Here is a 12,789-nt window from a genome sequence, read left to right on the forward strand (position 1 = left end):
TCAATGCGCCTTCAGTTTGAGGCTTTCGTTCAGCCAGTTGATGAACTGAGCAATCGAGAAATTGACCAGCAGGAACGCGCCCATGAGAATGGCGATCAGTTCCAGTGTCTGCCCGGACTGCGTGATTGAGGTAGAGACGATGTAGAACAGGTCAGAGAACCCGATGGCGACACCAATGGTTGTGGCTTTCATGATGAAAATCCACTGGTTGCCAAGCGGCGGAATGATCGTCCGCAGCGCCATGGGCATCTTGATCCGCGCCCAGATCGCACGTTGGGTCAGCCCCAGCGCCTCACCAGCCTCGATCAGACCCTTTGGCACTTCGGCAAGGCCACCGCGTACAACCTCGGCGATGTAGGCCGAACCATACAGCGTGATGGCTATGATCATGACCAGCAGTTCTGGTGAGATCGTCAGGCCGCCCTCAAACCGCAGACCCTTGAGCGCAGGCCAGGAGATTGCCCCCTCACCCGCCGGAACTGTCAAGCCGGTTGCGACCAGAACCATGAAAAAGCCCAGGCCGATCAGCGCCAGCAGGATCTTGGCAAGGCTGATCTTCATCCGCGACAGAAAGAATGCCGCAGCGATCAGAACCAATACCATGACAAGAGCGACGGTCAGAGATACGTTCAGCAGCGGGATCATCAACCCCCGATTGGACAGGAAAATCGCTTCGCCCAGGTTCATCGCCTGCCTTGGTCCCGGCAGGTGGATCACAACGGCGTACCAGAAGATGCCCTGCAGGATCAGCGGAATGTTCCGGAAGGTTTGGATATAGACCGTTGCAGCGGTTTTCAGCGCCGGGTTCCGCGCGTCTCGGAACGTCCCGATGAGAAACCCAAAGACAGTGGAAAGCACAATCGTCAGAAAGCCCAAGAAAACAGTGTTCAGGAACCCGATCGTCAGGGTCCGGGCATAGCTGTCATTGATATCCCGGTCGATCAGCGAGAAAGAGTAAGACCAGCCTGTAGACCGTTCAAGGAACCCAAAGCCGCTGGCCAGACCCAGCGCATTCAGATTGACCTTGGCACTTTGGATGGCGCTAATCACAACTAGCACAGTAAACACGATCAGTGCGCTTTGGATGATCAATTTGCGCCTGTTGGCGCGCGCCTTCAGTTCGGATGCGTCCATGGCTTTTAATCTTCTGATTTTAGGGGAGAATGCGGGGCCGCAATGTCACGCGGCCCCCGTGTCTAAGTTAGCTCTTAGTCAAGCTGCGGGGCGTACAGAACACCGCCGTGGCTCCAGAGGTTATTCAGACCGCGTTCCAGCTTGTATGGGCTGTTGTCACCAAGGTTGCGGTGATAAATCTCGCCATAGTTGCCTACGACTGCGATCATCTCTTTGGCCCATGTATCACGGATCCCCAGACGCTCGCCCATGCCTGGCTCCGCACCCAACAGCCGAGCGATCTTCGGGTTCGGCGGGTTTGCTGCCATTTCTTCGACATTCTCCGATGTAATGCCTTCTTCTTCGGCGATCAGCAGAGCGGCCAGCATCCAGTTGGTAAAGTCGACAAAGTCCTCGTCGCCCTGACGCATCGCGGCTGAGATCGGTTCATTCGAAAGTTGATCGTTTAAGATCACGTGCGCATCTGGATTTTCAATCTCGGTGGCGCGCAGGACGGCCAGGAACGGACCCCAGGCGACGAAGCTATCGCATCTGTTGGCCAGATAAGCCGCGCGTAGTTCCGATGCTTTTTCGTAGCTCACCATCGTGTGCTCTACGCCAAGGCTCTCAAGGTAGTTAGCAGCGATGCGCTCGATGGTGGTTCCGGCTTCAACGCAGATTGTGCCGCCTTCCAATTCTTTCGCTTCGGTGATCCCCAGATCGCCATGCGCCATGAATTGTGCGCCACCAAAGAAGTAGGGGATCGAGAACTGCAGACCCAGTTCGGTGTCACGGCCCATGGTCCAGCCGGTGGCCTTGATGATGATGTCCACATCGCCCGATTGCAGGGCCGGGAAACGCTGCGCCCAGCTAAGCGGAACAATCTGTGCCTTGTCCGGATCACCCAGCAAGGCGGTGGTCATCGCTCGGCAAAGGTCAATGTCCAAGCCTTTCCACTCATTTTTGTCATTCACTTCGACAAAACCAAAATATGAGCCGTTGTGACCTGAGCAAAGCATTTTGCCACGCTCTTGGATTGCTTTGATGGTCGGGCTTTCCGCAAGTGCCAAACTTGGGAAAGCGAACCCTGCGGCAACAGCTATACTTGCCACTATACCTTTGACATGCATTTTTCTTCACTCCACTGTTGTTCTGTATTTCAGCACATATGTATTGATATAGAGAATGTACAACTTGTCGCAACGAGTCAACAGTCTCGACTGTGGAACCCTCCATTGGGGTCACAGAGCAAAGAATTTGGTACCGGGATCTCCTACAGCTATGCCACGGTCGGTATCGTCGGCTCCGAAAGTCGTTTCGACTACACTGCCTCCGGAACATCGATCAACACAGCTGCTCGTCTCTGCGACATGGCGGATAACGATGAGATTCTTATTTCTCTTCGAACCTGGGCCGCATTTGAGGGTGCGCTTGAAGCTGAAAGCCGGGGCGAGGCAAAGAACAAGCGCATTAGGGAGCCGGTCGAAGTCTTTGCAGTGGCCGCCGGTTAGTTATGGCGGTGAAATAGTCTAGAATTTCACGCTATCGGAGTGTCAAGTATAGGCTTGATGAGGCAGGTCACAGCCAAATCCGACAGCCACAAGGAAAACTCGCTATTCTGGATAGCGGACGAACTCGCCGTTCGACGACGCATAGGCCCCGTTTGTTTAACCAACACAAAAAATCACTTGGAAACTCGCGCTCGTTTGAACCATGCTTGGACGGATAACGATCTACCGAGAGGTCCTCTTAGCTATGGAGTTGTCAATTCTCGCAGCAAAGGCCAGTCATCCGCCCGGTCCTGTCGCTGATCTTATCTGGACCGTCGACCCACCCCTCATGCAGTTCCTTTTTGGAAACGAGGAGCGCTGGAAACGAATCTTCGCATATGATTGGTCGGAAATGGAAGGCATTGTTTGCCACAAGCAGACCACGCTTGCGATGCAGGGTGACGAAGTTCTCGGGGTCCTCGTCTCCCATACACTTGATGAGTTTGATGAGCACTTTGTCCAGACCCGAGCGCGGCAAGGACGGAACGAAAGCCCCGAGTTCCGCAATCACCTTGACCACGCATTCGATCTCATGGAACAGCTATTTCCACCCGGTTTGGACGGGTCCTATTTCGTGTTCGATCTGGCTGTTTCTTCAAAATCGCGGCGCATGGGAAACGGCCGGCGACTGATTGATGTTGCCAAGGCAAAGGCTCAGGACGCCGGTTGCAAACGAATTTGCCTTGACGTTGCGGCGGATAATGACGCCGTTCAGTTTTACGAGAATATCGGAATGCGGATTGCCGTGGAAACTCGCGTGCCAGAACTCGACAAAAACCATGGGGTTGGTACACACTACCACATGGTTCTACCAGTGTAGTTGACATGCGTTTTTCGTCGGCTCTGGGCTCACTCCCTACGTTCACTGCAAATCGTGTTACCGGCTGTTCGCAGCCCCAAGCAGACTGTCAAAACCGTGCTTTGCGGTTCCAGCAAAGCGCACCAAAGCTACCGTTCTCGACCAGTAATGAATTGGTTGCTTTCGTTGACGAGATGTGACGGTTCACCTCGTATCTGGATTAGGTTTGACTTTTTGGCTAGCCTGTTGGCTAAGCTAGGGAGGTTAGGTATTGGAACGACGCCTCACGGCAATAATTGCTGCCGACGTTGTGGGCTACAGCCGCCTCATTCGGGAAAATGAAGCAGGTACTCTGGCGTCCATAAAGGCACATCGCGAAGATCTGATAGAACCTATCGTAGCAGCCCGAAACGGGCGCATCGTCAAATTGATGGGCGATGGTCTGCTAATCGAATTTGCCAGCGCCGTTGAAGCAGTACAATGCGCGATAGAGTTTCAACATTACGTCGAACTGAAAAATAAGGACGTTCTGGAAAACAACCAGATACACTACCGAATTGGAATCAACGTTGGTGACGTCGTCGTGGAAAACGATGACATTTACGGGGATGGTGTAAACGTTGCTTCGCGACTGGAAGGTCTGGCTGTGCCTGATGGCATCTATATGGCGGCAAGCGTATTTGATCAGGTAAAGGACAAACTCGACCTCAACATTGAAGACCTTGGGTTGCATGAGGTCAAAAACATCGAAGAACCTATACGTGTTTTCAGCCTGTTGCTTGATGACAAAGCAAAGGCACTCGTTTCCACTATACCCCGACCCGCGACGCCGACACGTCGCTCATGGTTAGTAGCTGTTGTGGTCGCGGTTGCAGTTGCGGTCGGGGGGATGGTCTTGTGGCAAACTTGGATTGCTTCGAACCAATCATCCGACACGACCGGCCCAACCGGCGTCCCACTAGCTGGCAAACCGTCTATCGCCGTACTGGCGTTCGACAATTTGAACAGCGATCCGGAACATGATTACCTCAGCGACAGCTTCAGCGAAAACATCATCACTGCGCTCTCCCGATTTGTCGACTTCTTCGTAATCTCGCGCAATTCGACGTTTACCTACAAGGATCAACCGGTAAAGGTACAACAGGTGGCCGAAGAGCTGGGCGTTCGCTACATTGTCGAGGGCAGTGTTCAAATTTCCGGAGACAAGTTGCGTGTCACAGCGCAACTGACTGACGCAACAAACGGCAAACATCTTTGGGCAGAAAGCTACGACCGCAGTATTGAGGACATTTTTGCTGTACAAGACGATGTTACGCGAACCATCGCCCTGACTCTCAACGAGAACATCGACCTGGCGGAATATGACCGGTTGGAACACCAACCAACTGACAACCTGAATGCATACGAACTTTTTAAGCGCGCGCAGGAACAATCATTCACCTTCACGAAAGAAGGCAACATTCTTGCGATGGAGCTGAGCAAGAAGGCAATCGAACTGGATCCGAATTTCGCAAGCGCATACATCGAACTCGCTTGGGCCCATAACTTCGGCTACCGTTGGGGGTGGACTGAAATCACATCGCGTGAAGAATCTTTGGCGCTCGCGTTTGAAATGGCCAGAAAAGCGATAAAACTGGAGCCGTTCAATTTTAAAGCTCATCAGGTTTTGGCGAGTGTTACAGTGCAAAGTGGCGATCTTGAGAAGGCCGCATCACTTTATGAGAAGGCGATATCCCTAAACCCGAACTCTGCTCAGGTACTTGCCGACTCTATTGATCCTTTGATCTACAGCGGAAGGGCAGATGAAGCCGTTGATCGGATGAAGGCTGCAATACGCCTCAATCCTCATCATCCAGATTGGTATCTGTGGAATCTGGGTTGGGCTCAGTACTTCGCGGAGGACTACGAAGGAGCGCTCGCTTCGATCGAGAAGATGAACGAGGTCCCGGATCGCCTCAGGCGTACTCTTGCTCCGATCTTGCTGCGGTTGGGGCGGGATGACGAGGCCCGCACCATGATGGGCGAGTTTCTAGTAGACAATCCCGACTACGATATTGAAGAAGCGGGAGCTGCTCCGTTCACCGACAAAGAGTTCCACAACCGTTGGTTAGACGATTTGCGAAAATTGGGAGTTCCGGAAAACGCGTCTCAATGATCTTGGATTTACTGCGGTAAACCGGCAATTTGCGGGCAATACAGCTGCTAAATGGACACTCCAAGATGGATGGCACAGTTCGCTATTTAGGCGTGGATATAGAAGAAGCACTCGCCATCGCGGAGGCTACTGAGTTGTAATTATTAGGTCGCTTCCCAGCGGCCTTTTTCGCCGATTGAACCAAGCGACCAGAACAAACAGCCCGTAGCGGGCCTTCACAACCAAGCTTTGCAGCTTCCGAGATGCGCAACAAACCTGTCACTAACAGACCGACAAGAGTTTGAAGGTTGGGTTGTTTGCGGACACTCACTTTGCCCGCAAACTGCAGTCATACTCTTCGGAAGTTCAGGCACCTTCTTTCGAAGAATCGGACTTCATGAAGTCTTCTTTCATCATGTGCGCTTTCACGGCTGGTAGGCCGATGGCTTTCAATCCGATGATTGCTGCATAGATCAAGGTTGCGGAGGCAAGGGCATCCAAATCCCATCCCGCCGGTATCGCAGTGACTCCAAGGTACTCAGGTAATGTTGCAAGTGCCGGTATCGTCCAAAACCCGGTCAACGCATGTTGCACCAGCGCCATCCAAAACCCGGCACAGTATCACCAGATTGAACCCGAATGATTGCACCATGTGTATTTTTCGGTCGCAGTAATTTCGTCAGAGCGGCCATATAGGCCAAGCCATCTTAACTGTTCCGAAACGGATTCTTCGCTGACTAGCTCCAGAACTTGAAGGCTGAAGAACTTAATCATTGTTTGGTACGCTACTTCGAGTGACCGCTTGGCTGGAGCTTTTGATCTGCCGGATTTGGCGCGCGCAAAGGTGTATTCGTGTCTGCGAAAGCAGCCAACCCTAAGCAATTCATAGGAGGGTGCCGCCCAATCGTCATCAGAACGGATTCTAGATTGTCGAAACCCGCTCGCACTTCTTGGATCGCAGGTGGAGCTTGGCCACCGTATCGAGGCTAGTTTGGACAGCCCTTTGCACCTAAAACTTCCTATTCGATTTTCCGATACTATCCACGAAAAAAATTCGATATTCAGCATGAAGTGATTGTGCCATATTCCCCACGTAGCGCGAAAGTGCCCCACCAGATCGGAACGCCAATCAAAATTTCTCATTTTGTAGTGGAGATCTTGATCTGAGGAACTGTTGCAACCTGAAACCCGTAGAAATGCCACCGACACCCAAGCGCTACAGCAACCCCACTATGGGCTGAACACCCATTTTCTGATGGAGAACAAAATGAGTCGAGTTTCTGCTGTTGCTCTGCTCTCATCCCTGTTTGCCCTTCCGGCATTCGCCATGCCTGCTGATCTTGACATGGACGGTGACGGCCTAGCATCGCTGGCGGAGCTTCAGACGAAGTATCCTGAAGTCTCGGAAGATCTGTTCCTGGAGATCGACGCAAACGCCGATGGTTTCGTCAATGACGACGAATTGACTGCCGCTGTTGATGCAGAACTTCTCCCTGGTCCCGCAGGGGATCAGTAAGCAAAAGTCGTCACGGCTATGAGGAAGCCCATCCCGCCCCATAAATGGCTGCTTGCCGCGATGGGTATCTGGTTGGTTCTGTCCCCATTTGTCCTGTTCCGTGAGGAAGCTCTTTTACAGGGCATGGCTGAACTTGAAGCGCTCGCCTTCATGGCCATTGGCATTAGTGTCCTGGTCATGTCCGGCGCTGACGGCCGGAGCCACCTTCTCGCACGGGTGGCTCCGGTTTCGGCACTGGGGATTTCTCTGATCGCCGCACCTGCGGCGCTGAACTTCACCGGCCACATTGTGGCAACGGCCAACGCATGGCTAACAGGATCGGCGCTGATCGCGCTCGCCGTATGGGAGGTAATGGCGAGCCGCGGATTACGTGCAATCTCATAAAATGGCGCGGGACGGGCAACTGCCCCGCGCTCTCACAATCAGGCCACCTAAATGATCTCATCTTCATCAAACATTGGATCACCATCGAGCTGATTGGCGATCATGTCGACCCGCATTTCAACATCTGCGCTCGTCGTTTTGGCGATATGAAACAAGGCGTCGCCCTCGTGCACAAATGGCAAGTTGGTGCGGCCCACAATGATGCCGTCAGACTCTCCAAGAACATCCATTCTGATTTCACCAAACGGGTCCGAGATCCGGCCAAGCAAGTCGCCTACCTTCACATATTCGCCCGCTGCCTTGAACGTTCTTAGCAATCCACCGGCGGGTGCGCGTACCCAGGAACTCGTCCGTGCGTGAACCGGCGCCTCACGTACGGCAGCGATGCCGCGCTTGGCGACCATGCCCATCGCGTTCATAACCCGAAGGATACCAGCGAGACCCGCCCGTGCCGAGAGTTCGTCGAAACGCAGCCCTTCACCACCTTCGAACAGCAACACATCGACGCCCCGCTCTTGGGCCGCCTTTCGCAGTGACCCGTCGCGCAGCTTGGAAATCATGACGACCGGTGCACCGAACGCATCGGCGAATCTGATCGTCACATCCGAGGCTGGCGAAACTCGAATTTGAGGCAGGTTTGTGCGGTGGATCGCGGCAGAATGAAGATCGATACCGAGATCGGAACGCTCAACAATTTCGGTCATGAAGATATGTGCGAGGCGGCCCGCCAATGATCCGCCCTCGCTACCGGGAAACGACCGGTTCAGATCGCGCCTGTCCGGAAGGTATCTCGATTGGGTCATGAAGCCGAACGCGTTTACGATGGGCACAACCAGCAAAGTGCCTGCGACCTTGTCCAGCTGCGGTGCCCGTAGCAGCCGCCGTGCGATTTCGACACCAATCACCTCATCGCCATGAATTGCCGCGCTGACAAACAGGACTGGTCCTGGGCGGCGGCCATGAACCACATGCACTGACATGCTCACCGGGGTATGATCGGACATCACGCTCACCGGCAGGTCCAGCGTAGCCCGCGTACCTGCCGGGACGCTGAAGCCCCCGATTTCAAATGGCTCGCGCATGGCCGTTACCCGCGCCCTCTGGTCTTGGTGTTTCCCTTGGCGGCGTTCTTTTCCAGAAACTCGATGATCTTGCCGGCAACATCGATGCCAGTTGCCTTTTCAACTCCCTCCAGACCGGGTGAGGAGTTCACCTCCATAACGACGGCACCATGATTGGCGCGCAACATGTCCACGCCGCAAACGTTGAGCCCCATTGTCTTGGCCGCGCGCACAGCGGTAGAGCGTTCCTCGGGTGAGATCTTGATGGGTTGGGCACTTCCACCCCGGTGTAGATTGGATCGGAACTCTCCTTCTGCCCCTTTCCGCTGCATCGCTGCAATCACGCGCCCACCAACCACGAGCGCACGAATATCCGCGCCGCCCGCTTCCTTGATGAACTCCTGCACCATGATGTTAACTTTCGCGCCGCGAAATGCCTCGACCACGGATTTTGCCGACCGGTTTGAGTCGGCAAGAACCACCCCAATACCCTGCGTGCCCTCCAACAGCTTGACCACCAGTGGCGCGTCGCCCGCAAGTTTGAGGACTTCACCGGTTTGCTTCGGGTCATGGGCGAAGGTGGTAACAGGCAGGCCAATGCCGTCCCGCGCCATGAGCTGCATTGAACGCAGCTTGTCGCGCGATCTGCCAATCGCCACTGACTCGTTGAGCGGGAAGACCCCCATGATTTCGAATTGCCGCAGGACGGCCAATCCATAAAAAGTGACCGATGCTCCGATCCGGGGGATCACAGCGTCATAACGCCCAAGCTTCTTACCATCGTAATAGACCTCGGGTCGGCGTGAAGCGATGTTCATATAGCAGCGCAGAGTGTTCACGATATCCAGCTCGTGTCCGCGCTGCTCTGCGGCTTCTTTCAGACGACGGTGCGAATAAAGGCCCGGGTTCCGGGCCAGCATGACGAATTTCATTGGCGTTGTCCCTCCGGGTCCCTGCTTCTTGCTTTCTTTTTTTTCCCTGTTGGAGCTTTTCCGGAACCCAGCAGATAGGAGTGACCCGGATCGACAAGAATCCCCCGCCTGCGAATAGCGGTGCGGCCAAGGATCAGATCAAATTCCATCTTCGCACGGTTGGCCAGAGAGACGTCGATCTGCCAGCGATGCCGCCCGAGCAAAAGCTGCGTTCTCACAATCAGTCGACGTTCGGGGACACCTCCGGTGTTCTTAATCTCGCGTTCGTCGACAACCCTGGTTCGAACCCGGTTTGGCGAACGGCGGTTTTGGACTGGTATCATGAACTCGACCCATCGCTCGCCGTCAATCTCGAACACTGACTGATCCACAGCATGGAGCGCTGCGGTTCTCGCGCCCGTGTCTATCTTAGCCGGTATATTCTCTATTCCAAAGTCGGGCAGGCTGATGCGTTCACGCCAACCTATAATCTCTGGGTGTGCGGCACGCTTCACCATGGCATCTACTCTGTGCATTCATCGTTGGCACGCCTGTAGTTCACAAACGAATTGGCGCTCATAACAACATAAAACGTGTCCATATCGATTAACACGTACCCAAGTTCAAAGAGCGCGACTGACAATCCGCGGATGTCCGTTTCGTATAAACGTCTACGCCCTGCGATCCGACGCACGAGCTTGTCCGGGATTCGATAACGTCCATTTGCCTTACCGCCAAAGTCCTGATCGTAAAGGTCCGCCAAGCGTTCAGCGGTCATAGATATCCAGTCATTTTCACGCATGACTTTCCCTATATTGGCAAGAATTATTTGTCTATAGGCAAAAAAAATCTGTTATAAGCCCGGCATTGACCAGAATCCCCACCAAAGAAATGAATATGAGCGACACAGACACTTTCCCAAGGGAACTGGAAATGCAGTTGCAGCTGGCTTTGTCAGAGCGTGACGGGGCTGAACTTGCAAACCTGCTTGATCCTCTTCCGTTGAGCGATGCATTGCGTGAGTTACTCAATCTGCCGGTAGAACAGCGGAGCGTCGCATTGTCGTTGCTGCCACCGGAACTGGCTGCCGAACTTGTAGAAGAGGCGCCGAATGCGCTGGCAGTCGATCTTGTTGAGCGCATGGAGTCGGAGCAGGCCGCAGAGATTATCGAAGAACTGGATTCGGATGTTCAGGCTGATGTCATTGGAGAGCTTGAGGACGCGGACGCGGAAGCGATCCTTACTCGGATGGATCCCGAAGACGCCGCAGATGTTCGTCGTTTGGTGGAGTACGAGGACGATGTCGCGGGCGGCCTTATGGTTGCTGAAGCCTTCACTTTTTCCGAAACCGACACAGTTGGAAAGGTGTTGCGGCGGTTCGCAAACGAAGAATATGACCTTGAACGTTATCGGGGTCAGCATCCTTACGTATTGAATTCGAAAGGCGCACCTATTGGTGTCGTTTCTTTACGCAGTCTTGTATCCACGCGTCGAAGCGCGCGTCTAACTGAGATCATGGTGCCTCCACTAACCGTCCAGGCCAACATGCCGCTGGAGAAACTGGAAGACTTGTTCGATGAAAACCCGTTTCTTGGATTGCCGGTCGTCGAGGCAGACGGGCATCTGGTGGGTGTCGTCTCCAGGTCTGCCGTCGATGAAGCTCTGCTGAAACGCGCGGAGTCGTCCAGCCTGAAACGTCAGGGTGTCTTCGGCGATGAACTTCGGTCGATGCCCCTGCCACTTCGGGCGCGGCGGCGCCTACAATGGCTCTCGGCAAATATCGTTCTAAACGTGATCGCCGCCAGTGTGATCGCCGCCTACGAACAAACCCTCGCTGCTGTGATCGCGCTCGCCGTGTTCCTGCCGATGGTATCCGACATGAGCGGCTGCTCGGGCAATCAGGCGGTCGCCGTCAGCATGCGCGAACTGTCCCTCGGCCTTGCCCGTCCGATTGATGCCATGCGGGTCTGGATCAAGGAAGTGTCGGTCGGATTGATCAACGGGTTCGTTCTGGGGCTTCTGATCGGCGTCGTTGCCTGGATGTGGAAAGGCAATCCGTTTCTGGGTTTGGTGATCGGCGGGGCGCTTGGGCTCAATACAATCGTCGCTGTGTCAATCGGTGGTGTCCTGCCCTTGTTGTTGAAGCGTATCGGCCAGGACCCCGCGGTGGCCAGCGGCCCTTTGCTGACGACTATCACCGACATGGCAGGGTTCTTCCTTGTTCTGAGCCTCGCGACGGCAATGATGCCGCTTTTGATCTGATGAACTCATTTTGAGCCCGGATTAATGCCAGTCTACGGCTGACATCATCACCGAAACTCCGGGCCATGCGCCCAGACCGTCAACGAGTGTCGCTGACCATGTTCTACTGGTGTCACCTGATGGAGCAGGAAACTCGGGAAAATGGTCGCGCAGCCCTGGTACCGGCTAGCGGTTACCGCATAAGCGCCCGGCATAATCTCCAGATCGCCACCGTCGTACATCCCAGGTTTGCTGAGTTGAACGACCAGCGACAACTTTCTTTTTCGAGCGGCTGGCCCGTCCCCTATATCGGAATGCCACGCAAAATGACCTCCATCTGACGCTTTGTAGCATGCAACCTGTGGGCTTTCAGCAAATTCGCGCAGATCAAAGCCGAACTTGTCGGTATTGGAGCGACGGACCACATCAATTAGTCGTGCCATCACCCAACCAGTGCCGCTGACGTCATCTAGCCAGGTCACCTCTGCCCTGCGCAGATTGTGATCCTTGTTCTGCCCGACCAGCAAGGCCTCGTTCGTCGGGGCTGTTTTTGATGCAGCAACAATCTGCTCACATTCCCGCGTGGTAAATACACCGGGAATCGAATGAACTTCCAACATTCTGTACACCATTTTTGTTTGGTGCTGAATTTTGCCAAAACGCGCTGATGGTGCTGCGCTGTTTTCGACCTGAGAGGTCTAAAGCGACGTAAAACTTTACGTAATCTCAATTGTTTTCAATCGATCACGGGCAGGATTTCATGCTCGACGTTCACGGGGCCGAAGCTGTAGTGCGTTGTAGCGATACCCCGGTTCGACAAAGGTGAAACAATAACAAAACACCTGCAATCGCCTTTGATCAGCGGGACACCGGTATCAATTCGTCTACTGATCTATACGGGTACATTGTTTTCGTGGCCGGGTGATCTCGAAGGCTGCCTTTGGTTCTGGGCCTGGCATCTTTGATGAACCAGGACAGAAATTCAGACACCAGCACGGTTGCATCCTTCGAATAGGAGACCGGTTGGAGGATGTCACCGAGCGCTGAAAGAAGAACCCTGCCTGGTGATGAACTGACAAG

Annotated in this window: 14 protein-coding genes and 1 pseudogene; 7 read left to right on the top strand and 8 right to left on the bottom strand. The window is 54.1% G+C overall.

Annotation, left to right across the window (positions count from 1 at the left end; translation table 11 throughout):
• A complete protein-coding gene (locus ACR0IM_RS07785; RefSeq protein ID WP_480590396.1) occupies positions 1–1,134 on the bottom strand; it encodes an ABC transporter permease subunit in 1,134 nt (377 codons plus the stop codon).
• Between the two features lie 74 nt (positions 1,135–1,208).
• Entirely contained in the window at positions 1,209–2,243 is a 1,035-nt protein-coding gene (locus ACR0IM_RS07790) for an amino acid ABC transporter substrate-binding protein (RefSeq protein ID WP_480590398.1), read from the bottom strand.
• Positions 2,244–2,348: 105 nt separating this feature from the next.
• Between ACR0IM_RS07790 and ACR0IM_RS07795 the strand changes: the two genes are divergently transcribed.
• From ACR0IM_RS07795 to ACR0IM_RS07810, 4 genes and pseudogenes are all read left to right on the top strand, one after another.
• Complete coding sequence (locus ACR0IM_RS07795) at positions 2,349–2,624, top strand: adenylate/guanylate cyclase domain-containing protein (protein ID WP_480681378.1); 276 nt, start codon at positions 2,349–2,351, stop codon at positions 2,622–2,624.
• A 244-nt stretch (positions 2,625–2,868) separates the two neighbouring features.
• Positions 2,869–3,483 carry a GNAT family N-acetyltransferase gene (locus ACR0IM_RS07800; RefSeq protein ID WP_480681379.1) on the top strand — a complete coding sequence of 205 codons (615 nt, stop codon included), beginning with the start codon at positions 2,869–2,871 and terminating at the stop codon, positions 3,481–3,483.
• 250 nt (positions 3,484–3,733) lie between these two features.
• Positions 3,734–5,617: an adenylate/guanylate cyclase domain-containing protein gene (locus ACR0IM_RS07805; RefSeq protein ID WP_480681380.1), complete on the top strand. Its 1,884-nt coding sequence runs from the start codon at positions 3,734–3,736 to the stop codon at positions 5,615–5,617.
• Between the two features lie 20 nt (positions 5,618–5,637).
• Positions 5,638–5,757: pseudogene (locus tag ACR0IM_RS07810) on the top strand (integrase); the annotation flags it as partial.
• 205 nt (positions 5,758–5,962) lie between these two features.
• Here the strand turns inward: ACR0IM_RS07810 and ACR0IM_RS07815 are convergent.
• The gene (locus ACR0IM_RS07815; protein WP_480681381.1) at positions 5,963–6,199 is read right to left on the bottom strand and encodes a hypothetical protein; all 237 of its coding nucleotides are present in this window, start codon (positions 6,197–6,199) and stop codon (positions 5,963–5,965) included.
• Positions 6,200–6,770: 571 nt separating this feature from the next.
• On the opposite strand from ACR0IM_RS07815, the gene ACR0IM_RS07820 reads away from it, so the two are divergent.
• Together ACR0IM_RS07820 and ACR0IM_RS07825 are read left to right on the top strand one after the other, a co-directional pair.
• A complete protein-coding gene (locus tag ACR0IM_RS07820) occupies positions 6,771–7,112 on the top strand; it encodes an EF-hand domain-containing protein (RefSeq protein WP_480681382.1) in 342 nt (113 codons plus the stop codon).
• An 18-nt stretch (positions 7,113–7,130) separates the two neighbouring features.
• Positions 7,131–7,496 (top strand): hypothetical protein, encoded by a 366-nt coding sequence (locus tag ACR0IM_RS07825; RefSeq protein WP_480641088.1) that lies wholly within the window; start codon positions 7,131–7,133, stop codon positions 7,494–7,496.
• 47 nt (positions 7,497–7,543) lie between these two features.
• Here ACR0IM_RS07825 and ACR0IM_RS07830 read toward each other — a convergent pair whose 3' ends face one another.
• Genes ACR0IM_RS07830 through ACR0IM_RS07845 form a run of 4 tightly spaced genes read right to left on the bottom strand, consistent with a single transcriptional unit; the run spans position 7,544 to position 10,270 of the window.
• Complete coding sequence (locus ACR0IM_RS07830) at positions 7,544–8,578, bottom strand: succinylglutamate desuccinylase/aspartoacylase family protein (RefSeq protein ID WP_480681383.1); 1,035 nt, start codon at positions 8,576–8,578, stop codon at positions 7,544–7,546.
• A gap of 5 nt (positions 8,579–8,583) precedes the next feature.
• Positions 8,584–9,489 (bottom strand): 30S ribosomal protein S6--L-glutamate ligase, encoded by a 906-nt coding sequence (gene rimK, locus ACR0IM_RS07835; protein ID WP_480590419.1) that lies wholly within the window; start codon positions 9,487–9,489, stop codon positions 8,584–8,586.
• Positions 9,486–10,004: an ATP-dependent zinc protease family protein gene (locus ACR0IM_RS07840; protein WP_480641090.1), complete on the bottom strand. Its 519-nt coding sequence runs from the start codon at positions 10,002–10,004 to the stop codon at positions 9,486–9,488. The genes rimK and ACR0IM_RS07840 overlap by 4 nt, the downstream gene beginning before the upstream one ends.
• Positions 9,992–10,270, bottom strand: coding sequence for a hypothetical protein (locus tag ACR0IM_RS07845; protein WP_480641091.1), 279 nt, complete (start codon positions 10,268–10,270; stop codon positions 9,992–9,994). The genes ACR0IM_RS07840 and ACR0IM_RS07845 overlap by 13 nt, the downstream gene beginning before the upstream one ends.
• A 95-nt stretch (positions 10,271–10,365) precedes the next feature.
• Between ACR0IM_RS07845 and mgtE the strand changes: the two genes are divergently transcribed.
• Entirely contained in the window at positions 10,366–11,730 is a 1,365-nt protein-coding gene (mgtE, locus tag ACR0IM_RS07850) for a magnesium transporter (protein ID WP_480681384.1), read from the top strand.
• A 47-nt stretch (positions 11,731–11,777) separates the two neighbouring features.
• Here mgtE and ACR0IM_RS07855 read toward each other — a convergent pair whose 3' ends face one another.
• Positions 11,778–12,329, bottom strand: coding sequence for a 2OG-Fe(II) oxygenase (locus ACR0IM_RS07855; RefSeq protein WP_480641093.1), 552 nt, complete (start codon positions 12,327–12,329; stop codon positions 11,778–11,780).
• Between the last annotated feature and the right edge of the window lie 460 nt (positions 12,330–12,789).

Source organism: Ruegeria sp. BF6 (assembly GCF_056538665.1).